This is a genomic window from Streptomyces sp. NPDC037203 (assembly GCF_055605065.1).
Genome location: NZ_JBVJUC010000015.1, coordinates 59927 through 84213, shown reverse-complemented (window position 1 = coordinate 84213; position 24287 = coordinate 59927). Strand labels below are relative to the sequence as shown.

Here is a 24287-nt window from a genome sequence, read left to right as displayed (position 1 = left end):
CGCCCGTTGTTCCCGACCCGGTACGGATATCCGCGTGACCTCCTTCGCCCCTGACTCGATCGTCCTGAACCGCAAGCTGCCGCTCTGGTATCAGGTCTCGCAGTCGCTGCGCGCCTCGATACTGGGCCGCTCGCCCGCGGACCCGCTGCGCCTGCCCACCGAGGAGCGCCTGGCGGAGCACTACGGGGTGAGCGTGCTGACCATGCGGCAGGCGCTGAAGGAGCTGGAGGACGAGGGGCTGATCAGCCGGCACCGGCGGCGCGGCACGTTCATCGAGCCCGATGCCCGGCGCGGCGCCCCGGTGCGGCTGCTGGGCTCGGTGGACGCGATCGTTGCCCAGCAGTCCGGGATGCGCACCCGGTTGCTGACCCACGGGCCCGCGCCGGTGCCGGGCGGGCTCACGGAGTGTTTTCCGGGGCTCGACGAGGTGGCGACGTACCACCGGCTGCGCTTCGACGAGCAGAGCGGGGAGCCGACCAACCACGCCCTCAACCACGTGCGTCCGGAACTGGCCGAGCGGATCGACCTGGACGACCTGGTGCGCTGGCCGATGACGAAGGTGCTGCGGGACGTCGTCGGGGCGGACATCAGCCGGATCACGGACACGGTGGAGGCCCGGCTCGCCGACCCGGAGACCGCCCGCCTCCTGGAGGTCCCGCTGCTCAGCCCGATCCTCCACTACACCGGCATCACCTACGACACCGAGGGCCGGGTGCTGGACGTGGCGGTGATCCACTACCGGGGGGACCGCTTCTCCTTCACGGTGACCCTGGACGCCACCTGACCCGCCGGGAAGCGCCGGCCCGTACGATGCCCAGCGTGCCGTACGACGACGCTCCGCTGCCGGCGGACCTCATGCCGTGGTCCGTCGCACCGCCGCGGCCGGGCCGCACCTGGCCGACGGCCCCCGAACCGGCCTGTCTGCGGGCCCGCTGGCACGCCCTGCTGAAGGCCGATCCGCCGGACCGCGAGGCCCTGTTCGAGCCGAGCCGGGCCCGCACCCTGCACTCGGCCGTGGGCCAGCTGCCGGGCCGGTCCGCCGGGACGGAGCGTCTGGCGCGCGCCACGGGCCCGTGCGCGGAGCCGGTACGGGTGCTGGCGGCGCCCTTCGACGAGCAGTGGCTGATCCCGGACCACCGGCTGCTCGACGCGGCCCGCCCGGAGCTGTGGCGGGTGGCGGACGAGCACCAGATCTTCCTGGTGGAGACGCCCGACGCGCACCACCCCCTGCTGGCCACCGCCCTCCTGCCCATGCTGCGGGCCGGGCGTGTCCGCCCCCTCTACCGCCGCCCGGCCGCCGCGGACCCCAACCTGGCGCCCGGTCTCCTGGACCATCTCTCGGCCCGCCTGGGAGTGCGGGTCACCCCCCTCGACGTGGCCGCCTGGTTCCTGGCCGCGGTCCGCCCCGACCACACGGTCCCGCTGACCGACGACGCGGAACTCTGGTCCATCGGCGTGCGGTTGGGCCACCGCCTGCTGTGGCTGCTGCGCCGCGACGGCGAACGCCCCCGGCTCCCCGGCGGCCGCCGCCCCTACGTCCGCGCGCCGCTGCCGCCCCGCCCCGAGACGCTCCGCTACGACCCCGAGGAGGAGACCCTCCACCTGGACGGCGGCCGCGTCTCCCCCGTCCCCGCCGCGGCCTGGGACTACGAGCTGGACGGGGTCCGGGTCCTGGAGTCCTGGTTCGCCGCGCGCACGGCCGCGGCGGCCCCCGGCACCCTGGAGGCGATCCGCCCGGCGACCTGGCCCCAGCCGTGGACCTCGGAGCTCCTGGAGCTGATCACGGTCCTGACCCTGCTGGCCGAAGTCCGCGTCGAGCGGGCGGCGTTGCGCATCCCCTCGTCGATCACCGCGACAGACCTGCGCCACTCGGGCGTTCTCCCGCCCCCGCGCGCCACGCGTCTGCCCGCGTCGGTCCTGGACCGTCCCGAGGAGGGGCCGGAGGGCCAGTTCGCCCTGTGGTAGCGGCGCCGGGAGCACGCCGGGGGGCGGGGCCGCCGGGGCGCGGCGAGTGACATACGCCGTACTGACAGACCCGCCCGAGCGGGAGATCATCCACCCCATGGAGCACCTCGCGGAACAGGCCGTGGAGCACACCGGGGAACAGCCGACGGAACCGGGGCCGCTGCCCCTGGAGGGCATCACCGTCGTGGCCGTCGAGCAGGCCGTGGCCGCGCCCTTCGCAACGCGGCAGCTCGCCGATCTGGGGGCCCGCGTCATCAAGGTGGAGCGGGTGGACGGGGGCGACTTCGCGCGGGGCTACGACAGGGCGGCGGGCGGGCTCGCCTCGCACTTCGTGTGGTGCAACCGCGGCAAGGAATCCCTCGCCCTGGACCTGAAGGACCCGCGCGGCCGGGAGGTCGTACGGCGGCTGATCGCGGACGCGGACGTGTTCGTGCAGAACCTGGCGCACGGGGCTGCGGCCCGGCTCGGGCTGGACGCGGCCACCCTGTGCGCGGCGCACCCGCGGCTGATCGCCGTGGACATCTCGGGGTACGGCTCCTCGGGCCCGTACGCGGGCAAGCGCGCCTACGACATGCTGGTGCAGTGCGAGACGGGACTGGTGTCGGTCACCGGGACGCCGCAGCGGCCGGTGAAGGCGGGCATCCCGGCGGCGGACATCGCGGCGGCCATGTACGCCTTCTCGGGGGTGCTGGCGGCGCTGGTGCGCCGGGGCGTCACCGGGCGCGGCGGGCCGGTGGAGGTGTCCCTGCTGGACTCGCTGGCGGAGTGGATGGGGCATCCGCTGCACCACACGATGCACGGCGGCGAACCCCCGGCGCGCACCGGGCTCGCGCACCCCGTCATCGCGCCCTACGACGCCTACGCGACGGCGGACGGCGGCCTGGTGCTGCTGTCGGTGCAGAACGACCGGGAGTGGCGGCGGCTCGCCGAACAGGTCCTGGGGCTGCCGGAGTTGGGAACCGATCCGCTGTTCGCGACGAACGCGGCGCGGGTCGCCCGCCGGGCCGAGACGGACGCGGCGGTGGCGGGGGCGCTCGGCGCGCTGGACACCGACGCGGCGGTGGCGCGGCTGGAGGGGGCGGGCATCGCCTGTGCCCGGCTGCGGGACCCGCGCGGCCTGGCGGATCATCCGCAGCTGGCGGCCCGCGACCGGTGGCGTCAGGTGGGTTCGCCGGTGGGGCCGTTGCGGGCGCTGCTGCCGCCCCTCACGCTGCCGGGCGGGGGCGAGGCGAGGATGGGCGACGTGCCCGCGCTCGGACAGCACACCGGGGCGCTGCTGCGTGCCGTGGGGATGACGGACGAGGAGATCGCAGCGCTGCGCCGGGACGGCGTGGCGGCCTGAGCGCGGGCCCTGGACCGGAGTCCGGGACCGCCGGTGCACCCGGTGAGCGCCGGGCGGGCGCTCAAGGGCCGGGCAGTGGCCGGGTCGGGGCCGGGGTCGCCGGCCGGATCAGGGCCGGGCCGACGGCCGGCCGGTGACCGGCTAGTGGCTGCCGAACAGCGAGCGACGCAGTCGGCGCAGGGGCGCGAAGAGGGAGACCCGGCGGACGCGAGCGCCCCGGTCGCTGTGCGTGCGCCGGTGGTCCCGCGCCGTCAGCTCCCGCATCAGCGAGGTCGCCTCGACGGTCTTCTGCTGCGGTATGGCGGGACCGCCCAGCACCGCCAGGTGCCGGTCGAGGCGCGAGCTGGTCGCGCTGCTCCCGCAGGTGATCGCAGGGACCCTGGCCCTGCTGCGCACTGTTATCTGTTCCATGTCACTCCCCACCCGTACGAGTCCACCCGGCCGCGGGCAGAGTAACCCTATCTCCCCACCGGGGCACTCGTGTATCGCGCCTGCAGGATTCACCTTTCCCGTAAGGACGTTGACCATGCCGCACTGACTACTCTCCGAATCCGACCGGTTTCAGGGCGAGTTGGACAACGGGCTGGCCGACGGCCCGCGTCCGGACGGCGCTCCGGGGGCCGCTGTCACGGGGTGTGACGGCCGACGGGCGCCCCACCCCTGGTGATCAAGGGCGTGTCGCCCCCGCGGAGCCCCTGGGTGACGACGGGTCCGGGGCGCGGTCCGGGTCTCGGCCCGGCTGCGATGGCCCCGCCGCCGCCCCCGCGTCCGCCCGCACCGGCTCCGGCGAGGGCGGCCGGCGCCGGGAAGGGGCGGCCGGGAACGTGGTCCATCTCACGCGCCCGGCCGCCGCGCCGGGCGGCCCCGCCGGATGCGCACGGCGGGGTCGCCTCGGGAAGTACCGGGTGGCACGGCGACGCCTCGATCCGGTGGGCGAGTTCACCCTGACGGGCGGGACCGGCGGTGCGCCGCGGGGTGCTCACCCGTTCGGGTCAGCCGGCGGCGCTGGTGAGCACCGGCAGGTAGCCGCCGGACTGGCCGTCCGCGGTGGGGTGGTACGACTCGGTCAGGTCGAGCACGTTGAGGCTGTGGAGCCAGGAGTCGCCGGAGCAGATCTCGTGGCTGGAGAAGGCGTTGCGGACGTCACCGAAGACGAAGCCGTGGGCGGCGGCACGGGACTGGATGGTGCTGTCGAGGGTGTCGGCGGCACCGTTGATGGCCGACCGCTTGGTGTCGGACAGGCCGAGGCAGGCCTGGCCGAGCAGGTAGAAGCGCGGGTAGCCGATCACGGCCACGCGGGCGTTGGGCGCCTTGGAGTGGATCGCGTTGTAGACGGCGTCGAGCTTTCCGGGCAGCGTGTTGGTGGCGTACGCCTTCGCGTTGGCGATGGCGGACAGACAGGTGCTGTCGGAGTTCAGCACGCACGTCTCCATCACGCTGGAGAACCCGGCGTCGTTGCCGCCGATGCTGATGGACACCAGCGAGGTCGAGGAGTTGAGCGAGCCGAGCTGATTGGCCAGCACATCGTCCGTCGTGGCGCCGGAGCAGGCGTTGAACGCGAACGAGGCCGGCTTGTGCGCGGCGTTCCACAGGTACGCGGCGGCATTGGTGCTGCGGTCGCAGTCGCCGCTGGAGCTGATGTAGTCGTCGGCGCCGACGCCGGAGGCGTAGGAGTCGCCGAGCGCCACGTAGCCACCGCTGTTGGACGCCGCCTGCGCCGAGGCGGCCTGCGTGAAGCCGAGGCCGAGGGCGAGGAGGAGTGGAGCGACGATTCCGGCAAGTCGGGAACGTCTCATGGAGTTTCTCCCAGGTGAGCAGGAAGGCTGCGGCAACCTGAGTAGCAACTACGCGCGTTGACCGGAAGTGTCCATGCCAAGAATTTTTGACTCTCAATAAGACCGCCTTCAAACATTTACCGCTTATGTATTGCGCGTACATGTCAACTCTGTTGACTGCCCCTCAGATGCCTGCTTGCACCGGCCTCATGGGGAACGCCCACCCTTGACGCCCCCTGCGGACTGCGCCACATTGAAGCCCGGCATCCGGTGCTCCGGGGGGCGAAGTCGCCAATGCGCACCTTATGGATCAACAGGGACCTGCCGCCGCTGCTCGCGGGAGCCGCGGCCGCCGTCCCGGTGGCCGGCGCGTGGCTCGCCCTCACCGGCTCCGGCTCCGCGCTGCGCGGCCCGTGCGCGCTGGTCTACCTGCTGGTCGCGCCGGCCGCCGGACTCGCCACGGCCCTGCGCGGCCTCGACCCCTTCGGCCGGACCCTGTGCGCACTCGCGGGCGCGGTGGTCGTCGACATGCTGGTGGCCCAGGTGATGCTCGCGGCGCACCTGTGGTCGGTCCGCGGCGGGGTGGCCGTCGTCGCCGTACTCAGTCTGCTCCTGCCGCTCCTCGCGCTTCCGAGGGATCGGATTCCCGGCAAAAGCACACAAGAGTGACGAGATGGGCCACTGTTACGCAACGGACCAATCATGGGAAAGGTGAGACACCGTCCGGGTCTTGCCTTTCGGGCTCAACCGTCAATACCGTCATACAGCTCAACCGCAGCGGTTCGCCGGTGCCGGGTCCTTGGGGAGGGCCGGGTGCCGCGGTGCCTTCGCTGCGCAGCGCGGCAGGGGGGTGCCGTGCTCGGTGACCGCGAGCGGCGACCGGGCCGGGCCGCGCGACCGGCCGCCATGCTCGCCCGGCGGCCCGGACAGCTTTGCCCAGCTCGTCCGCGGGTACGGAGTTCCGCTCGCCGCACCACGGAGGAGAGCCCCCCTTTCGAACCGGATCCCGAGCCGGGCCGCCCGGCGGCGGGCGGTCCACCGGACGAGAGGGAACCAACCATGAGTCCAGCGCTGCGCCCGCCGAGTCCGGGCGGCGAACCGCTGCTCGTCACCCACTACCGGCCCATCTCCTCGCACCTGGCGATCACCCCGCCGGTGAGCGTGGTGATCCCCGCCATGAACGAGGCGAGGAACCTGCCCTACGTCTTCGGGAGCCTTCCCGACTGGATCCACGAGGTCGTGCTGGTGGACGGCAACTCCACCGACGGCACCGCCGAGGTGGCGCGGTCCCTGTGGCCGCGCCTCAAGGTCGTCCCGCAGCGCGGGCGGGGCAAGGGGGACGCCCTGATCACCGGGTTCGAGGCGTGCACCGGCGACATCATCGTGATGGTCGACGCGGACGGCTCGGCCGACGGCGGCGAGATGGTCAGCTACGTCTCCGCGCTGGTGTCCGGCGCCGACTTCGCCAAGGGCTCCCGCTTCGCCAACGGCGGCGGAACCGACGACATGACCTTCGTGCGCAGGCTCGGCAACTGGGCGCTGTGCACCGTCGTCAACCGCAAGTTCGGCGCCCGCTACACCGATCTGTGCTACGGCTACAACGCGTTCTGGCGGCACTGCCTCGACAAGATCGAACTCGACTGCACCGGCTTCGAGGTCGAGACGCTGATGAACATCAGAGTGGTCAAGGCGGGCCTGAGAGTGCAGGAGATACCGAGCCACGAGTACCTGCGCATCCACGGGACCAGCAATCTGCGGGCGGTGCGCGACGGGCTGCGGGTGCTGCGGGTGATCCTGCGCGAGCGCTCCAACCGGCGGGCCCTGCGCCACCGGCCGCGCCGCTCCCCGCTGCTCAAGCCACGGCGGGGAGCGGCCACTTGAGCGATCCCGGCATCTCCGTCGTGATCTGCGTGTACACCGAGGACCGCTGGGCGGACATCGGCGCGGCGGTCTCCTCGGTGCGCGCGCAGTCGTACCCCGCCCTGGAGACCCTCCTCGTCGTGGACCACCATCCGGCCCTGGGCGAACGGCTGGAGCGCGCGTACCGGGCGGCCGGTGACGTGCGGGTGCTGCCCAACTCCGGCCCGCGCGGCCTGTCCTCGGGCCGCAACACCGGCATCGCCGCCTCGCGCGGCGAGGTGATCGCCTTCCTGGACGACGACGCCGTGGCCGAACGGGACTGGCTGCGCCGCTTCGCCGAGGCGTACGCCGATCCGCGGGTGCTGGCGGTCGGCGGGCGCACCGAGCCGGTGTGGGCGTCCGGGCGGCGGCCCGCCTGGTTCCCGGAGGAGTTCGACTGGGTGGTGGGCTGCACCTACCGGGGGCTGCCGCCGGGCCGGGTGCGGGTGCGCAATGTCCTGGGCGGCAACGCCTCGTTCCGGCGGGCGGCCTTCGAGGCGGCGGGCGGCTTCGCCACCGGCATCGGGCGCGACGGCGGCCACCGCCCGCTCGGCTGCGAGGAGACGGAGCTGTGCATCCGCCTGGCCCGCGCCCGCCCCGAGGGGGTGCTGCTCGTCGACGACCGCGCGGTGATCCACCACCGGGTGCCCCGAGGCCGGGAGAGCTTCGCCTACTTCCGCACCCGCGCCTACGCCGAGGGCCTGTCCAAGGCCCTGGTGGCACACAGCGTCGGCGCGGCGAAGGGGCTGGAGTCCGAACGCCGGTACGCCGCACGGGTGTTGCCCGCAGGTGTCGTCCGGGGCCTGCGCGACGCACTGCTCGGCCGGCCGGGCGGCGCGGGCCGCGCGGGCGCCATCGTCGCCGGGGTGCTCACGGCCGCGGCGGGATTCGCGGCGGGGAGCGTCCGGGCGCGGCGGGGGCCACTCGGCCGCACCGCGGGCGGCGATCCGGGACGGAGCCCGACGGGTGGCGATCCGGGACGGAGCCCGACGGGTGGCGATACGGGACGGAGCCCGATGGGTGGCGATCCGGGAGGGGGCCCGCATGACTGATCTCGCCGTGCCCATCCTCATGTACCACTCCGTCGCCACCGCGCCCAGCCCCGCCACCCGGACCCTGTCGGTCGCCCCCGAGACCTTCGCCGAGCAGATGGAACTCGTCGCGGAAGCGGGCCGCACCCCCGTCACCACCGCCGAGTTGGCCGCGCACTGGCGCGCCGGCCGGCCACTGCCCGCGCGTCCGGTGCTGATCACCTTCGACGACGGCTACGAGGGCGTGCACCGGCACGCTCTGCCCGTGCTCGCCCGGCACGGCTTCCGGGCCACCCTGTTCGTCTCCACCGGCTGGCTCCGGGGGGCGTACGACACCGGGGGCGGCCTCGACACCATGCTCGACTGGGACCAGGTACGCCGGCTCGCCGCATCCGGTGTGGAGATCGGCGGGCACAGCCACACGCACCCGCAGCTCGACCAGCTGGACGACACGGCGCTGGCCGGGGAGCTGAGCCGGTGCACGGAGATCCTCGCCGCCGAACTCGGGGCGTGGCCGGAGTCGTTCGCGTATCCGTACGGCTACTCCACCCGCCGGGTGCGCCGGGCGGTGCGCGCGGCCGGGTACGGGCAGGCGCTCGCCGTCGGCAACGGGCTCGCCCGCCGTGCCCAGGGGCCGTACGCGCTGCGCCGGGTCACGGTGCGCCGCGGCACGGACGCCGGGGAGTTCACCCGGCTGCTGCGGGGGCGGGACATCGGCCGGACGTTCGCTCGGGACCGGGCCCTCACCCGCGGGTACGCGCTCGTGCGCGGGGTGCGGCGGATCGGCCCGGCGGTCCGGAAGGCCGGCCGGCCCCGTGACTGACACGGCCACCGCGCCCGGCCCCGAGGCGGCGAAGGCACCCGGCCCCGCCCGCGCCGCGGGCGGGGGTCCGCTGCTGCGCAACGCGTACGCGCTGATGCTCAACACCGGGATCTCCGCCGTCCTGGGCCTCGGCTTCTGGCTGGCCGCGGCGCACTACTACTCCGATGCCGCGGTCGGCCGGGGCTCGGCCGCCATCGCCGCGATGAAGCTGCTCGCCGGGCTCACCGCGGTGACCCTGACCGGGGCGCTGGCCCGGTTCATCCCGGTGTCCGGCAGGCGCACCGGCCGGTTCATCCTCCGTACGTACACGGGCAGTTCCCTGCTCGTGGCGCTGGCCGCCGGGGTGTTCCTGGGCACCCTGGACGTCTGGGGGCCGTCGTACCGCTTCCTTGGCGGAGCGCTCCCCGGCCTCGGTTTCGTCGCGGCCGTGGTCGCCTGGAACCTGCTCACCCTCCAGGACGGTGTGCTGACCGGGCTGCGCAGCGCGCCCTGGGTGCCGGTGGGCAACACGGTGTTCTCCGCGGTGAAGCTGGTGCTGCTCGCCGCGTTCGCCGTCGCCTTGCCGGCCACCGGGGTCTTCGTGTCCTGGGTGGCCGCGATCGCCACCTCCGTGGTGCCGCTGGGCTGGCTGGTGTTCCGCCGCCTGGTGCCCCGGCACGTCGAGGCCACCGCCGGGCGGGCGGGGCCGCCGACCGTTCGCGAGGTCGGGCGGTTCCTGGCCGGGGACTACACCGGCTCCCTGTTCTCGCTCGCCGTGGTCTACCTGGTGCCGGTGATCATCGCCGCGCGGGTCAGCTCCGCGGAGAACGCGTACTTCTACATCGCCACCACCATCGGCGGCACCTGCAATCTGCTCGCCGTCAACATGGGCGCGTCCCTGACCGTCGAGGGCTCGCACGACCCGGCGCGGCTGGCCGCCAACGCCCGCGCGGCGCTTCGGCGCATGGCCCGGATCATGCTGCCGATCAGCGCCGTGCTGTTCCTCGGCGCGCCCTGGATCCTCGGTGTCTTCGGCGCGGGCTACGCGGACGCGGCGACCGGACTGCTACGCCTGTTCGCGGTCGGCACGCTGCTCCGCGTCGTCATGGAGACCTACTTCGCGGTACTGCGCGCCCAGAGCCGCACCGCGCAACTCGCCTGGCTCCAGGGACTGTTGTGCGTCCTGGTCCTCGGGCTGACCCTGCTGCTCCTGCCGCGCGCGGGGCTCGCGGGAGAGGGGGTCGCCGAGGTCTCCAGCCTGACCGTGATCGTCACGATCGCCGCGCCGCGCCTGTGGCGGACGGTACGGGCGGAGCCCGCGACGGGCACCGGGGGCGTGCCGGACGCGGTGGCACCGGACGGCGACCTGGCGGACCTGGGGATGGCGGAGCCGGTACGGCGCCGGCGGCCGGCGCGGGGGCGGGCCGCCGCACAGGCCGTACCCCTGACGCGTCCGGCGCCCCCCGCGGAGCCCGAGCCCTCGGCCCAGCCCTCTCCCCGCACCCCCCGCCTGCGCTCCCCCCTCGTCCTCGCCTCCCTCCTGGCCGCCGCCCTTCTGCTCTACTGGCTCCCCGCCCTCCAGGTCGACGAGGCCGATCTGGACCGGATGGGCGGGCTGGGGCTGGTCTCGGTGCTGCCGTTGCCCACGTTCGCCGGCGCGGCGCTGCTGGTCGTGGTGTTCGCCGCCCTGCTGTGGCAACGCCGCGAGCACCGGGCCCTGTTGCTGGTGACGCTGCTCGCCACGGTCGTGTCGCTGCACGCGCTGCCGGCCGTGATCGAGAGCGAGCCGCGGTTCGCGACGGCCTGGCAGCACCTGGGCTTCCTCGACTACATCGACCGCACCGGCTCCGCCGCCCCGGACCTGGACGCCCGCTGGAGCTGGCCGGGCTTCTTCGCGGTGGCCGCGTTCGCCGCTCGCGCCTGCGGGGTCACCGACCTCACCGGGGTCATCCGCTGGTGGCCGACCGTGATCCAACTCGCCTACCTGGCACCGATGCTGCTGCTCACCCGCGCGATGCGGGCGGACTGGCGGGCGAAGTGGACCGGCGTCTGGCTGTTCGTGCTGTGCGGCTGGGTCGGCCAGGACTACTTCTCCCCGCAGGGCTTCACCTTCCTGCTGTACCTGCTGTTCACGGCGATCCTGCTGGTGTGGTTCCGCCCGCCCCGCGCGCCGGCGGGGCGGCTGCGGCCGGGCGAGGCGGAGCCGCCGCCCACCGACCGGCGCCAACGCACCGCGTTGCTGCTGCTGTTGCTGGGCCTGTACGCCGCGACCGTGCCCGCGCACCAGCTGACCCCGTTCATGATGCTGGGCGTCCTCGCGGTCCTCGTCCTGCTGCGCCGCTGCGCACTGCGCGGACTGCCCCTGCTGTGCGCGGTGCTCGTCGCCGTCTGGCTGGGCTTCATGGCGGAGCCGTACTGGTCCGGGCACTTCGACGACCTCTTCGGCGGCATCGGCGGCATCGGCGGCAATGTCTCGACCTCCGTCTCCGGCCGCATCCAGGGCGGCGACCCGGTCCACAAGCTGGTCCTGTACACACGGGTGCTGCTGGCCGGTGCCGTGCTGGCCCTCGCCTGCTGGGGCTGGTGGCGCCGGCGCCTGGGCCGGTACCGCGAACGGTCGCTCGCGGTGCTCACCCTCGTCCCGTTCCTCGGCTTCGGCATGCAGTCGTACGGCGGTGAGATGGCGCTGCGCGTCTTCATGTTCGCGGTGCCGGGCGCGGCCCTGCTCGGCGCCCTCGCGTTCTTCCCGCGCGCCGCGGACCGGCCGGGACTCGCCCCGCCGGCCGCGCTGCTCGCCGGGCTGCTGCTGATGGGCGGCTTCCTGGTGGCCCGGTGGGGCAACGAGCCCTTCGAACGCACCCGCCCCGGCGAGGTCGCGGCGATGGACTGGGTGTACGCCCACGACCGGCCGACCGTACGGCTGCTGTGGCTGAGCGACGACCCGGTGAACGACGTGACCCCGTCACTGCCGTGGGGCGCGAAGGACATGGAGCGGGTCGACTACGTCCCGACGCTCGCGCCGACCGACCCGGCTCGGGTGTCCGGGCTGGTCCAGGCGCTCGAGGACGCCGGTCCGCGGTCGTATCTGATGGTCGGCGAGAGCCAGGTGACGTATCTGCGCCTGAACGCGGGCTATCCCCCGGCCTGGGGGTCCCGGCTCGCCCGGAGCCTGGCGGCCCGGCCGGAGCTGACGAGGGTCCTGGTCGACGGCGACGCCACGGTGTACGCCCTGCGCGCGCGGCCCGCGGGTCCCGTTCCCCGGCCGCGCCCCGGACCGGCCGGGCCGCTGGTGACGTGGACGCCCTGGTCGGTGGTCGGCGCGTCGGCCGCCGTCGTGCTGATGCTGGTGCTGGCCGCGCGCGAGGTGGTCCGGGTGGCGATGCGGCCGGGGGCGCGTCGACTGCGGCTGGTGCAGGGGGGTTTCCGGTTCGCCGTGCCCCTGCTCGCCGTGGTGGTCGCGGTGCTGGTGCAGCGGTTCCTGACGCTGAAGTGAGGTCAGCGGCGCAGCCACTTCACCTCGTACGGCCGCAGCGTGAGGTCCCTGCCGTCCACCCGCGCGCCGGTGGTCCGGTCACGGGTGTTGACCACGAGGACGGTGCGGTCGCTCGCCAGGACCCGCAGTCCGGGCGCGGCGGCCGGGTCGACGGGGACCGTGCGGTAGCGGGTGCCCGGCGGGAAGGCGGCGGCGAACCGGGACAGCAGGTCGTACATGGGCAGCGCCCGGCCCCCGTCGACGCGGTCGGTCGGGGTCCACAGGCAGCCGGGGCAGCCGGGTCCGGACCGCCGCTCCGGGTTCCAGTAGAAGCCCGAGCCGGCGCCGCCCCGGACCAGGGCGATCATGCCGGTGGCCTGGACGGCGACCCGGTGCGGCTCGGACCAGCCGGCGGCGCCGTCGCCGGGCTCCACGTAGTACTCGGCCCACCACAGGGGCAGGTCGTGGGTCTGCCGTCGTACCCAGGTGCCGACGGCGGTCAGCTTGTCCGTCGCGGTGAACTCGTCGGGCCGCGGGGTGCCGCCGCCGGGGTAGCTGGCGCCGTCGATCACGGTGAAGTCGGCGCCGGCCTTGTGCGCGTTCCAGTAGGAGAAGGCGTCGAGCACCCGCTGGTCCATCGCCCCCCAGTCGCCCCGCAGCCGCGGGGAGGCGTTCGGATCGGCCGGAGTGACGCTGTCCATCGGCAGATAGGGGCCGCCGACCATGACATCGTCGCCGGTCTTCTTCAGCGCTCGGTACACGAGGTTGTACAGGCGGGTGTACCCCTCGTAGTCCCAGCGGTTGGCGGACTCGTCCCAGAAGCCCTTGAACTCGTTCCAGACGACGAAGTGCCGCACGTCCGGATAGCGCCGGGCCACGGTCGCGGCGAGGTCGGCGAAGTCCTGGTAGTGGGCGGGAGCCGGCGCCCTCTCCAGCGCGGACCGGCTCCAATCCGTGTGCGCGGCACCGGACTTGCCGCCCTTCATCCAGTCGGGGGCGCAGCACAGGGTGATCACCGGGGTGCCGCCGGAGGCGCGGACGAAGGCGATCCGGCGGTCCAGCGCCCCGAAGTCGTAGTGTCCCGGCGCCGGTTCGGGGTTGTCGGCGCCCCAGCCCATGATCGCCTGGTCCTGTGCGAGGCCGCCGTCCGCCGTGAGGAGCCGCCGTACCCGCGCGGTGGCGGCGGGCGCTCCCTCGTCGGCGCTGTACCGGGTGTGGGTGAAGCCCCAGCCGACGTCCGGCTTCCCGGTGCCGCGGGGTGCGGCCGAGGTGCCCGGCAGGCCGCCGAGCAGGCTCACCAGCAGGGCGAGCGCCGCCGCGATCCCCCCGAGCAGGGCGCCGAGCCGCCATCGCCGGCCATCCCGTTCCCACCCATGACGTGCCATCGGGGACTACGGTAACGGCGCGGTCCGGGGCTTGGGCAGACCTCGGGACACCAGGGACAAGAGGTGGAAATGCCGTGCGCGGAGGGCATCGGTGACGGATCATGGCGGCATGCCTGCGAACCCGCACGACGCTCTGCCGATCCGACTCCACGTCGACGATTCCGACTCGCCGTCCGACGTCGTCGACGCGCTGTTCCTCGGCCGTTTCGCGACGGGCGAGCAGCCGTATTCGCACGCGGTGAACATCGACCGCGTGCGCTCCGGCGCGACCCTGCTCCCCGAGGGCGCGAAGGTGCTCCGGGTGGCGCGGGACGACGACCGCAGCGCCACCCTCGCCGAGGGCGACGGCTGGACCCTGCTGGTCTCCCGCTGGAGCCGGGGCGCGGACGTCACGGTGACCGCGACCAGCGCCGAACTGGCCCAGGAGATCCTCGGCAGGGCCACGGACGGCGCGGCCGACGAGCCCGAACCCCAGCCGGAGAACGTGGCGATGGGGTTCTGGTACGTCTCCCCGCGCCGCGGTCCGCACCGCACCACCCGGCAGATCTCGGCCGGCACCTGGTCGGAGGTCCGGGCCAACTACACCGCGCCGGTCGCCGAGGCGATGGACCGGCTGATGAGGACCACGCCGGAGGACATCGCGGGCAGGCTGCTCCTGCTGCACGGCCCGCCGGGCACCGGCAAGACCTCGGCGCTGCGCACCCTCGCCCGCTCCTGGCGCGACTGGTGCCAGGTGGACTGCGTCCTCGACCCGGAGCGGCTCTTTTCCGACGTCGGCTATCTGATGGACATCGCGATCGGCGAGGAGGACGGCGCGGGCAAGGGCCGCTGGCGGCTGCTGCTCCTGGAGGACTGCGACGAGCTGATCCGCGGCGAGGCCCGGCACACCGCGGGCCAGGCGCTGTCCCGGCTGCTGAACCTGACCGACGGCCTGCTCGGCCAGGGCCGCAACGTGCTGGTGGGCGTCACCACGAACGAGGACCTGGAGCGGCTGCACCCCGCCGTGGTCCGTCCCGGCCGCTGCCTGGCCCGTATCGAGGTGGGCCCGCTCACCCGCGACGAGGCGGTGCACTGGCTCGGCACCGAGGAGGGCGTCGGCCGCGAGGGCGCCACCCTGGCCGAGCTGTACGCGCTGCGCCGGGGCACCACGCCGACCTCGGTACCGGGGGCGCGCAACGGCGCGGACGCGGGGCTGTACCTGTAGTGCTTTCATGAAGACGTGACCTTGCTGGTCGGCACCTCCGGGTGGCAGTACAAGGACTGGCGGGACCTCGTCTATCCGGCCGGGGTCCCGGCTCGGCTGTGGCTGGAGGAGTACACCCGGCTGTTCGCCACAGTGGAGATCAACAACGCGTTCTACCGGCTGCCGTCGTACGACAACTTCGCCGCCTGGCGGTCGCGGGTGCCGCCGGATTTCGTGGTCGCGGTCAAGGCCAGCCGCTTCCTCACGCACATCAAGCGGTTGAAGGACCCCGCCGAACCGGTGCACCGGCTGCTGACCCACGCGGCGGGCCTCGGCGACCGGCTCGGCCCGGTCCTGCTCCAGCTCCCGCCCACGCTGCGCGCCGACCCGTCCCTGCTGGACGCGTGCCTCGCCTGCTTCCCGCGCGGTACGCGGGTCGCGGTGGAGCCCCGGCACGACTCCTGGTGGACGCCCGAGGTGCGCGAGGTCCTCGTCTCCCGCGGCGCGGCCCTGTGCTGGGCCGACGTGCTGTCCCGCCCGGTCACCCCGCTGTGGCGCACCGCCGACTGGGGATACGTCCGCTTCCACCAGGGCCGCGCCCGGCCCTGGCCGCGCTACGGCCGCCGCGCCCTGGAAACCTGGGTGGACCGCATCGCCACGGCCTTCCCCGCCGGCGAGACCGTCCACGCCTACTTCAACAACGATCCGGGCGGCGCGGCGGTGACGGACGCGGCGGCCTTCGCACAGGCCGCGACACGGGCGGGCCTGCCGGTGACACGCTTCCCGGAGGTGGCCCACCAGCGTTGACGGAGATCGGCCACCGCCCGGACTTCACCGCTGACGGCCGCACCCAGCCGTACACCCGCCCCCTGCTCCCTACCCTCCGTAGGCCGCCCGCAGGGCGTCCCGGACCGCGGACAGCGCCTCCTCCTCCCCCAGGCCCAGCCTCCGCACCCGCTCGGCATAAGCCTGCGCCGCCGCCGACGCCTCACGCTCCGCGGCCGAGCCGGCGGCGGCCACATACGTGCCGAGGCGCCCCCGCGTCTCGATCACCCCGTCCCCCTCCAGCGCCCGGTACGCCTTGGCCACCGTGTTCACCGCGAGCCCCAGGGACTCGGCCAGCCCCCGCACGGTCGGCAGCCGGTACCCCACGGGCAGCACCCCGGACCGCGCCTGCTCGGAAATCTGCGCCCGCACCTGCTCGTAGGGGGGCGCGCTGTCATCGATGCGGATCTTCAGGCTCACAGCCCGATTCTGTCGTACGCGCGGAAAAATGAGAGGCAGCCGCCGGGCAACCCCCCGTACGGTCCCTCCCCATGACATCGATCGTCCGCGACGTACGCCCCGGCGTACCGGCCGACACCGAGGGCTTCGCCCGAGTGCGCCGACTCGCCCTGCCGTACGTCCTGTTCACCTCGGACTCGGTCCGGCACAACGTGCGGCACACGCATCCCGACGCCCGCTACCGCCCGCTGCTCGCACAGGACGAGGACGGCGAGATCATCGGCACCGCCCAGGTGCTGCTGGCGTACGACAGCAGCGAGCCGGACCAGGGCATGCTGAACATCTACGTCCGGCCCGACCGCGCGGGCCGCGGCGCGGGCACGCTGCTGCTGCGCACGGGTGAGGAGTACCTCGTCTCGCTGGGCGCGACGAGGGTCTTCAGCTGGGTCCTGGACGAACCGGCCCACCGCGCCTTCGCCGAGCGGCACGGCTACCGGGCCGGCAGGACCGCGCACTTCCTCCGCCTGGACCTGGCCGGCGGCGCGCTCCCGCCGCTGCCGGCCACCCCGCCGGGCGTCGAGCTGCGCGCGGCCACGGAGTTCGCTAACGATCCGCGCCCGCTGTTCGAACTGGACGCGGAGACCCTCCAGGACGAGCCGGGCGACCTCGACTTCGCACCGCGCGCCTACGAGGACTGGCTGAGGAGCAGCTGGAACCACCCGCTGCTGAACCGCGAGCTGACCATGGCCGCGTGCGTCGACGGCCGTCCGGTCGCCTTCACCCTGGCCTACACCGACGGCGACGGCCGGTACTCCACCGCGATGACCGGCACCGCCCGCGCCCACCGCGGCCGCGGTCTGGCCAAGCTCGCCAAGCTGCACTCCCTGCACCGGGCCCGCGCCACCGGTGTCACCGACGCGTTCACGGGCAACGACGCCGGCAACGATCCGATGATCGCGATCAACAAGTGGCTCGGCTACGAGATCTGTGCGACGGAGGTCCGCCATGTCCGCGAACTCGGCTGAAGAATCGGCCTGGTTGACCGTCAGGCTGGTCAAGGGCGGCCGTACGAAGATCCGTTATCCCGCGGAGCTGCTCGGCGACGACGGCGTCCGGATCGCGGTGCGGGCGCCCTGGGCGGGCTCCGGGATCCGCGACTTCGGGTTCGTGCGCTTCGAGCCGGGCGATGTGTTCACCGAGTACTACTGGCGCGACCGGTGGTACGCGGTGAAGGAGGTCCGCGCCGCGGACGGCCGGGTCAAGGGCTGGTACTGCGACATCACCCGGCCCGCGGTCCGCACCGGCCCGGAACTGGTGGTGGAGGACCTCGACCTGGACCTGTGGCGCTCGGCCGACGGCAGGGACGTACGTCGGCTGGACGAGGACGAGTTCGCCGCGAGCGGGCTGGCCAGGACCGATCCGGCCGCCGCCGCGCACGCCCTGGCCGCCCTCGACGCGCTGGAGCGGCTCGCCCGCGCGGGCGGTTTCGGCGAACCGCCGGCCTGAGCCGCCACAGGCGCCCGGAGCCCCGAGGCCCCCGGGCAGCGCCCTCACGAGCTCAGACGCCCGCCACCACCGCGTACCGCTCGTCCGTCACCTCCTTCCCCCACAGCACCGCCTCCCCGGACAGCCGCTCCACGCGCGCGCCGGCCGTCAGCGGCTCCAGCAGCGCGGTGAGCCGGGACGCGGGTATGCCGACCGGATGCAGCTCGCCCCAGACGCCCTCGACCAGCACGAACCGGCCGCCGGGGCGCAGCAGGCCCCGCCAGTGCCGCAGCACGCGGGCCTGGTCGGGCAGCGTCCACAGCACATGGCGGACGAGGATCACGTCGAAGCGCCGCTCCCCCACCGGCGGGGTCTCGGCCGGTCCGCACAGCACCTCGGCCGGATGCCCGGCGAGCTTGGCGCGGGCGAGCCCGGTCATCGCCGGGGAGAGATCGACGGCCGTCACCCGGTGTCCCTGCTCGGCCGCGAGGAGCGACAGGCTGCCGGTGCCGCAGCCGAGGTCGAGCACATCGGCGGGCGGCGCGGGCAGCCAGGAGCCAAGCCGCGCCGCCCAGGCGGCCCGCACCGCGGGATCGCGCAGGCCGTGGTCCGGTTCGTCGTCGAAACCGGCGGCCTGCGCATCCCAGTCCGGCGACTGGGCAGTCGTATCCCTGTGCTCACGCTCATCGCTCATGACCAGAGAGTGACACACGCCACTGACAGACCCGGACGGATGAGGAACTCTCGCCCCACGCGCCTACCTCCGCCGGTGTGCGGAATCCCGGTAGGCGCCGAAGGAGGCAGCCATGCGCCGTACATCCGTGCAGAAGCCGCTGAAGAGGACGGACGGCCGCCGGATCCGGGAAGAGGCGGAGGAGCGCCCGGCGGGGCGCCCCGAGGTGCGCAAGGACATCGCGCGCACCTGGTGGCCCGACGGCTGACCCCCGGCCGGCGCAGGCCGGGCCCGGCCCTCAGCTGAGCGCGGAGGCGCAGGTGGTGGGGGTGGCGTGCGCCGGGTCGAGGGCGTTGGCGGCCTCGTGGAAGGCGATGCGGTCGCCCAGGCCGATCGCCACGTGCTCGGAGAGGTCGACCGGGCACAGGTCCTGGAGCAGGACGTTGTGCACGTCGGAGCCGCTGAGGTACTGGCTGCGCCAGGGGGTGGCCACCTCGTCGTACTGGGTCGCGATGACCGTGTAGTGCACTCCGGGCACGGTGTCGCCGCCCGCGTTGAGCTTGCTGAGGAAGGCGGAGCCGGGTATCTGGTCGGCGAGGCCGGGGGTGCCGGCCTTGACCAGGTCCGTGGCGCCGGGGAAGTACGGCAGCAGGTTGGTCAGGCCGCTGATGGTGGCGCCGTGGTTGTCGGGGGCGATGCCGACGAGCGCGTCGACCTTGGCCGCGCCGCCGAGGAACTTCAGGTAGTAGCGGGGCATCATGCCGCCCTGGGAGTGCCCGACCAGGTCGACCTTGGCGGCGCCGGTGGCGGAGCGCACCCGGTCCACGAAGGCGGCGAGCTGCGCGGCCGACTGGTCGATGGGGCCGAGCCCGAAGAAGACGGGGACGCCGGGGAGTTGGCCGTAGTCCAGGGAGAAGACGCAGTACCCGCGGGCCTCCAGGTAGGGGGCGAGGCCCAGCCAGTTGTCGACCGAGTTGCCGAGGGTCCCGTGGACCAGGACGACGGGGCGGGGGTGGGCGGCGGAGGGCTTGCAGGAGTAGTCGTTCCAGCCGGTGTGCGGCGCGGTGTCGGCGTGCGCGGCCGTGGCGGGCAGGGTGACGGCGGCGGCGGACAGGAGCAGCGCGGTGAGGGGTCTGAGCACTCGCTTCCAGGGCAGCATCGGGTGATCTCCTTGCGGCTCAAGGGGGTGTGGCGGCCTGGCCCTGTGATCCGGATCACGAGGATGCTGTTCATTCGTCAAGTTACGGGCGGGTAGCGTCCGGGGGAAGTTACGGGCAAGTAAAACTTCCAGCCCCGGCCGCCCGGCCGACGTGCCGTCATTACACGGGCCACACCGGCCCGCAGGGCGCGATCCTCGCCAAGGCCCCCCGCAGCGCCCGCACTTCCGCAGCGCTCAACAACTCGCCCCATCCGCCGGCCACCTCGGCCGCCGGCTCACCCCGCCTGGGGCCAACTGATCCACTCGCCGGAGGAATGACGAGGCAGGCGTGCCGTCGCCGCCGGGCGCACCGCGTCCGGTCCGAAGCGCCGACGGGCCCGGTCGGCGGCGGCCTCGGCGGCGCGGGCGCGGGTGTCGGCGGGGTCCAGGGAGAGCTGGTGGCAGGCGTCGGCGGCCGGGCGCAGGCGATCGGCGCGGAGCGTGAAGGCGCGCACCCGTGCCCGTTGCAGGCCGAGGGAGGCGAGGAGGCCCAGGGCCGCCGCGGCAAGGGCGGGCGAGTGGCCGGTGGCCTCCGGCAGGGTGCGCGCGCGGGTGCTGGAGCTGCGGTCGGCGTAGCGCACGGTGAGAGTGACCCGGCCCGCCACCCGCCGCTCGCGGCGCAGGAGTTGGCCGAGCCGGTCGGCGAGCCCGAGGACGGACCGGTGCTGTTCCGCCGAGTCGAGGCAGTCCCGTTCCAGCACGAGGTCGGTGGTCAGCCGGTCCGCCGGCTCACTGGGTGTGACCGGCCGCGGGTCGTGGCCGCGGGCGCGTTCGGCCAGCAGCCGGGCGGTGCTCGCGCCGAGCAGGCGTTGCAGGGTCGCCGGGGAGAGGTCGGCGAGCTGGCCGATGCTGTGCAGGCCGTACCGGCCGAGCGTCGCCGCCGTGGTGCGGCCGACCCCCGGCAGCGCGGTGACCGGCCGGGGACGCAGCCAGGCGGCGGCCCGCTCGGCGGGCACCCAGGTGGTCTCCCCCGGCGCGGACGCGTCGGCGGCCATCGCCGCGAGCATCCGGTTGCCCGCGAGCCCGGCGCTGCCGTCGATGCCGTAATGGGCCTTCAGCCGCATCATCGTCATCTGGACCACGTCATAAGGGGACAGGTCGAAGTACCGCAGCGCCGAGGTCAGGTCCAGTTGCACGGCGTCGGGCGGCATTTCCTGCACATGAGGCGTGACACCGGACACCAGTTCGATTACATGGCCGTACTGCTCCTCGTTCAGCGAACCGTGCAGGTACAGATGGGCGATGTGCCGCCGACGGTTGCTCATCCCGCGCTCCCCGGACTGGTGTAACCGAACTTCTTCAGATCGGCCGAACGGCTGCCGGCGGGCAGCAGATCGGCGTACGGGTGCAGGCGGGCACCGGTGGTGCCGTCGACCAGGGTGCGCCGCGGCTGGGCGGGGGTCGGGTGCGGGTGGCGCTCGCCGAGCAGGGCGAGCGCGGCCTCGGGACCGTGGTCGCGGCGGGCGGCGGCGATCCGGTCGAGGTCCCAGGCCATGGTGCCGACGACGGTACGGCGGGTGCCGCGCACCTGCACCGTGCCGCGCACCAGCAGCAGCCCGCTGTGGAAGACGGTGTAGGCGCAGGCCGGGTGGGAGTCCTCGAAGAACGCCAGGTCGACCAGGCCGGAGCCGTCCTCCAGGGTGACGAAGATGATCCGCTTGCCGCTGGCGATCGGCGGGGTCTGGGTCGAGGCGCGGGCGCCCGCCACCAGCACCTGCTGCCCGGCCCGCAGCCCGGCCAGGTGCGCCGCGTCGGTCGCGCCGATCTCCCGCAGCAGCCGGTGGTGGTGCTCCATCAGGTGCTTGGAGACATCGATGCCGAGGGTGTTCAACTCCGCGCCGAGCGCCTCGCGTCCGGTCATCTCCGGCAGCCCGCTCGGCTCGGATCCGCCCACGGCCCCGGCGATCAGGGGCAGCTGGCCGGCGCCTGCGGACCGGTTGCGGCCGGCCCGGTGCAGTTCGGCGAGCTGGAGCAGCAGATCGCGCCGGGTGAGCCGGCCGTCGTGCAGGGAGTCCAACGCGCCGATCTCCGCGAGGCGTTCGGCGACCGGGCGGCTGGGCCGGGCCCGCTGCCAGAAGTCGGACAGCGATCCGTACGGCTGCCCCGCCTCGATCCGCGCGCACTCCTGCTCGCCGATGCCGTGCACGGCGGACAGCGCGAGGCGCACGCCCCAGCGGTCCCCGTCGGTCTTCTCCACGGTGTGCCGCGCCGCGGACCGGTTGACGTCGACGGGCAGCACCGGCACCCCGCGCCGGCGCGCGTCGGCGACCAGGACCCGCTTGGGCCACATCCCCGGATCGTGTTCGAGCAGCCCGGCCAGCAGGAAGGCCGGGTGGTGCGCCTTGAGCCAGGCGCTCTGGAGGGCCGGTACGGCGAAGGCGACCGCGTGCGCCCGGCAGAAGCCGTACGCCCCGAAGGCCTCGATCGTCCGCCAGACCTCCTCCCGCACCGCCGTGTCGTAGCCGCGCGCGCGGGAGAGCCGGTGGAACCACTCCCTGATCTCGGGCAGCCGCTCCTTGTCGCCGAGCGCCCGCCGGGTGATCTCCGCGAAGGCCGGGTCGCAGCCGGTCAGCACCACCAGCGTCTCGATGATCTGCTCGTGCCAGATGGTCACGCCGTAGGTGTCGGCGAGCACCGGCTCCAGGTCCGGATGGGCGTAGGACGGCGCACCGCCGTGCCGGGCGGCGATGTACCGCTCGGGCATGCCGCCCGCGACCGGTCCGGGGCGGAAGAGGCTGATGTCGGCGATGACGTCCTGCTGGTTGCGCGGCTGGAGCCGGGACAGCAGGTCCTGCTGGCCGGGCGACTCCAGCTGGAACAGGCCGAGGGTCTGGCTCTCCTGGATGAGCTTGAACGCGAACACGTCGTCCAGCGGCACCTGTTCGGGGTCGTCCAGGTCGATGCGGTCGCCGGTGGTCCGTTCGATCTCCGCGACGGCGTGGGCCATCGCGGACTGCATCCGCACGCCCAGCACGTCGAGTTTGATGTTGCCGAGCGCCTCGATCTCCTCCTTCGCGGCCATGGCCATCGGGTAGTCGCCCTGCGGGGTGGGCTGCACCGGCAGCCGGTCCAGCAGGGTCGCATCGCTGATGACCACGCCGCAGGGGTGCATGGCCATGCCGTGGACCAGCGAGTCGAGCCCCTCGGCCAGCTCCCACAGGGGCCCGAACCGGCCTGCTTCGGCGGCCAGCCGGCGCAGCTCGGGCAGTTCCGCGAGGGCCCCGGTGATGTCCGAGGCGCGCAGGTGCGGGAAGCTCTTGGCGATCCGGTCGACCTCCGCGGGCGCGATGCCGAGGGCGAGGCCGGTGTCGCGCAGGGCCCGGCGCGCCCGGTAGGTCTCGGGCATCGCGGTGACCGCGACCCGCTCCTTGCCGAACCGCTCGAAGATCGTGTCGTAGCACTCCAGGCGGCGCGCGGACTCCACGTCGATGTCGATGTCGGGCAGCGAGACCCGGCGGTCGCTGAGGAACCGTTCGAACAGCAGGCGGTGCTCCAGCGGGTTGGCGGTGGCGATGCCCAGCGCGTGGCAGACCAGCGAGCCGGCGCCGGAGCCGCGGGCCGCGACCCGGATGCCCTTGGCCCGGATGTCGGCGACGATCTGGCCGACGGCGAGGAAGTACGAGTCGTAGCGCAGCCGGGAGATCACGGCGAGTTCCTCGTCGAGCCGGGCGAGCGCCACCGGGTCGCGGTCGAGGCCCCGGCGGGCCAGGCCCTCCGCGCAGCGCCGGCGCAGCAGCCGGGCGGCGCCGTCCGTGCCGGGACCGGCGCCGAAGAGGGCCGGCTCGGGGAAGTGCGGGGTACCGAGTCCGAGGTCGGCGCGGGGGTCGAGGACGCATTCGGCGGCCGTGGCCGCGGTGTCGGCGAGCAGTCGGCGGGCCCGCCGCTCGTCGGCTCCGGCGCACTCGGCGACCATGCGCGCGAGGACCGCCATCGCCCGCTCGTCCTTGAGCCAGCGCTGCCCGCTGTCCAGGCGGCGCCGGTCGATCGGGCGCAGCAGCCGGGCGGCGTCCAGGACGTCGGCGAGGCGGTGCTGTTCCGGGTCGGCGTAGCGGACGGCGTTGGTGAGGACGGCGGTGGTGCCGGTGCGGTCGGCCAGTGCCAGGGTGCGGGCGGCGAGGCGGAGGGAGCCCGGACCCGTGCCAAAACGTTTCTGCGCGACGGCTTCCAGCCGGACCTCCCGCCCGAAGACCTCCCGCCACGGCGCGAGCAGCCGCACCGCGACATCCTCCCGGCCCACCGACAGGGCCCGCACCGGCTCCGAGAGGGGGCCGAGCAGGACCAGCAGTCCGGGACCGCCGTGCTCCCGCAGCGCCGCCCAGGGCACCACGGGCGCCCGGCCGCCGAGGGCGTCCGCGTGGGCGGCCGAGGTGATCCGGCACAGCCGCGCCCAGCCCTCCCGGTTCCGGGCGAGCAGCACGACGCGCAGCGGCGGCTCGACCACATGGGCGCCGCCGCGCGCCGGGGTGCGGCGGCGCCGGCCGGGCGGCGGCGGGGCGAGGGCCTCCACCGCGAGATCGACACCGAAGACCGGCCGCACCCCCTCCTCCGCACAGGCCCGCGCGAATCGAACAGCGCCGGTGACCGTGTCCCGGTCGGTCAGCGCGAGCACCGCCATCCCCCGCTCGGCCGCGCGCCGCGCCAGTTGTTCCGGATGGGCGGCGCCGTAGCGGGCGGAGTAACCGGACGCGACATGCAACTGAGCGAAGCCCGCCATGCCGCTCCTCCCTCACTCCACCCCCTTTTCAGCCATACGCCCGATACGTTCATCGTACGCTCGTTCGATTACTGTAGCTCCATCGACGCTGGTCGGCGAGCTTATTCGAACAGGTGGGTGATTTCTTACCGAGTGTGAG

At 74.0% G+C, this 24287-nt stretch carries 21 protein-coding genes; 13 read left to right on the top strand and 8 right to left on the bottom strand.

Going from position 1 to position 24287, the window contains the following annotated elements; genetic code table 11:
* The first annotated feature begins 34 nt into the window (after positions 1-34).
* From ACZ7EC_RS30340 to ACZ7EC_RS30330, 3 genes are all read left to right on the top strand, one after another.
* Entirely contained in the window at positions 35-784 is a 750-nt protein-coding gene (locus ACZ7EC_RS30340; RefSeq protein WP_471067624.1) for a GntR family transcriptional regulator, read from the top strand.
* 26 nt (positions 785-810) lie between these two features.
* Positions 811-1965, top strand: a complete 1155-nt coding sequence (locus ACZ7EC_RS30335) for a type ISP restriction/modification enzyme (protein ID WP_471067621.1) — start codon at positions 811-813, stop codon at positions 1963-1965.
* 97 nt (positions 1966-2062) lie between these two features.
* Positions 2063-3307, top strand: a complete 1245-nt coding sequence (locus ACZ7EC_RS30330; RefSeq protein ID WP_471067618.1) for a CaiB/BaiF CoA transferase family protein — start codon at positions 2063-2065, stop codon at positions 3305-3307.
* A 141-nt stretch (positions 3308-3448) separates the two neighbouring features.
* Here ACZ7EC_RS30330 and ACZ7EC_RS30325 read toward each other — a convergent pair whose 3' ends face one another.
* Positions 3449-3718 (bottom strand): hypothetical protein, encoded by a 270-nt coding sequence (locus ACZ7EC_RS30325; protein ID WP_397986711.1) that lies wholly within the window; start codon positions 3716-3718, stop codon positions 3449-3451.
* A gap of 581 nt (positions 3719-4299) precedes the next feature.
* Complete coding sequence (locus ACZ7EC_RS30320; protein ID WP_471067615.1) at positions 4300-5103, bottom strand: SGNH/GDSL hydrolase family protein; 804 nt, start codon at positions 5101-5103, stop codon at positions 4300-4302.
* 273 nt (positions 5104-5376) lie between these two features.
* Between ACZ7EC_RS30320 and ACZ7EC_RS30315 the strand changes: the two genes are divergently transcribed.
* From ACZ7EC_RS30315 to ACZ7EC_RS30295, 5 genes are all read left to right on the top strand, one after another.
* Positions 5377-5751, top strand: coding sequence for a hypothetical protein (locus tag ACZ7EC_RS30315; RefSeq protein ID WP_471067612.1), 375 nt, complete (start codon positions 5377-5379; stop codon positions 5749-5751).
* Positions 5752-6141: 390 nt separating this feature from the next.
* Positions 6142-6963 carry a glycosyltransferase family 2 protein gene (locus ACZ7EC_RS30310; RefSeq protein WP_471067610.1) on the top strand — a complete coding sequence of 274 codons (822 nt, stop codon included), beginning with the start codon at positions 6142-6144 and terminating at the stop codon, positions 6961-6963.
* Positions 6960-8033 carry a glycosyltransferase family 2 protein gene (locus ACZ7EC_RS30305; RefSeq protein WP_471067608.1) on the top strand — a complete coding sequence of 358 codons (1074 nt, stop codon included), beginning with the start codon at positions 6960-6962 and terminating at the stop codon, positions 8031-8033. The genes ACZ7EC_RS30310 and ACZ7EC_RS30305 overlap by 4 nt, the downstream gene beginning before the upstream one ends.
* Positions 8026-8835, top strand: coding sequence for a polysaccharide deacetylase family protein (locus ACZ7EC_RS30300; protein ID WP_471067605.1), 810 nt, complete (start codon positions 8026-8028; stop codon positions 8833-8835). The genes ACZ7EC_RS30305 and ACZ7EC_RS30300 overlap by 8 nt, the downstream gene beginning before the upstream one ends.
* Complete coding sequence (locus ACZ7EC_RS30295; RefSeq protein ID WP_471067603.1) at positions 8828-12307, top strand: lipopolysaccharide biosynthesis protein; 3480 nt, start codon at positions 8828-8830, stop codon at positions 12305-12307. The genes ACZ7EC_RS30300 and ACZ7EC_RS30295 overlap by 8 nt, the downstream gene beginning before the upstream one ends.
* A 2-nt stretch (positions 12308-12309) precedes the next feature.
* Here the strand turns inward: ACZ7EC_RS30295 and ACZ7EC_RS30290 are convergent, their stop codons facing one another.
* Complete coding sequence (locus tag ACZ7EC_RS30290) at positions 12310-13671, bottom strand: xylan 1,4-beta-xylosidase (RefSeq protein WP_471067600.1); 1362 nt, start codon at positions 13669-13671, stop codon at positions 12310-12312.
* Positions 13672-13780: 109 nt separating this feature from the next.
* Here ACZ7EC_RS30290 and ACZ7EC_RS30285 point away from each other — a divergent pair, with 109 nt between their 5' ends.
* Both ACZ7EC_RS30285 and ACZ7EC_RS30280 read left to right on the top strand, forming a co-directional pair.
* Positions 13781-14875, top strand: coding sequence for a DUF5925 domain-containing protein (locus ACZ7EC_RS30285; RefSeq protein ID WP_471067597.1), 1095 nt, complete (start codon positions 13781-13783; stop codon positions 14873-14875).
* Positions 14876-14890: 15 nt separating this feature from the next.
* Complete coding sequence (locus ACZ7EC_RS30280; protein WP_471067593.1) at positions 14891-15661, top strand: DUF72 domain-containing protein; 771 nt, start codon at positions 14891-14893, stop codon at positions 15659-15661.
* A 69-nt stretch (positions 15662-15730) separates the two neighbouring features.
* Here ACZ7EC_RS30280 and ACZ7EC_RS30275 read toward each other — a convergent pair whose 3' ends face one another.
* The gene (locus ACZ7EC_RS30275) at positions 15731-16099 is read right to left on the bottom strand and encodes a GntR family transcriptional regulator (protein ID WP_471067591.1); all 369 of its coding nucleotides are present in this window, start codon (positions 16097-16099) and stop codon (positions 15731-15733) included.
* Positions 16100-16170: 71 nt separating this feature from the next.
* On the opposite strand from ACZ7EC_RS30275, the gene ACZ7EC_RS30270 reads away from it, so the two are divergent.
* Positions 16171-17103, top strand: a complete 933-nt coding sequence (locus ACZ7EC_RS30270) for a GNAT family N-acetyltransferase (protein WP_471067588.1) — start codon at positions 16171-16173, stop codon at positions 17101-17103.
* Positions 17084-17584 carry a ribonuclease FAU-1 family protein gene (locus ACZ7EC_RS30265; RefSeq protein ID WP_471067585.1) on the top strand — a complete coding sequence of 167 codons (501 nt, stop codon included), beginning with the start codon at positions 17084-17086 and terminating at the stop codon, positions 17582-17584. Before ACZ7EC_RS30270 ends, ACZ7EC_RS30265 begins: the two co-directional genes overlap by 20 nt.
* A 52-nt stretch (positions 17585-17636) precedes the next feature.
* On the opposite strand, the gene ACZ7EC_RS30260 is transcribed toward ACZ7EC_RS30265, so the two are convergent.
* Positions 17637-18257, bottom strand: coding sequence for a class I SAM-dependent methyltransferase (locus ACZ7EC_RS30260; protein ID WP_471067583.1), 621 nt, complete (start codon positions 18255-18257; stop codon positions 17637-17639).
* Positions 18258-18369: 112 nt separating this feature from the next.
* Between ACZ7EC_RS30260 and ACZ7EC_RS30255 the strand changes: the two genes are divergently transcribed.
* On the top strand, positions 18370-18504 hold the full coding sequence (locus ACZ7EC_RS30255) for a hypothetical protein (protein WP_471067580.1): 135 nt from the start codon (positions 18370-18372) through the stop codon (positions 18502-18504).
* A 30-nt stretch (positions 18505-18534) separates the two neighbouring features.
* On the opposite strand, the gene ACZ7EC_RS30250 is transcribed toward ACZ7EC_RS30255, so the two are convergent.
* The 3 genes from ACZ7EC_RS30250 to ACZ7EC_RS30240 form a co-directional block, all read right to left on the bottom strand.
* Positions 18535-19395 (bottom strand): esterase/lipase family protein, encoded by an 861-nt coding sequence (locus tag ACZ7EC_RS30250; RefSeq protein ID WP_471067577.1) that lies wholly within the window; start codon positions 19393-19395, stop codon positions 18535-18537.
* A 275-nt stretch (positions 19396-19670) separates the two neighbouring features.
* Positions 19671-20699, bottom strand: a complete 1029-nt coding sequence (locus ACZ7EC_RS30245) for a DNA polymerase Y family protein (protein WP_471067574.1) — start codon at positions 20697-20699, stop codon at positions 19671-19673.
* Positions 20696-24148: a DNA polymerase III subunit alpha gene (locus ACZ7EC_RS30240; RefSeq protein WP_471067570.1), complete on the bottom strand. Its 3453-nt coding sequence runs from the start codon at positions 24146-24148 to the stop codon at positions 20696-20698. Before ACZ7EC_RS30240 ends, ACZ7EC_RS30245 begins: the two co-directional genes overlap by 4 nt.
* Positions 24149-24287 lie beyond the last annotated feature (139 nt).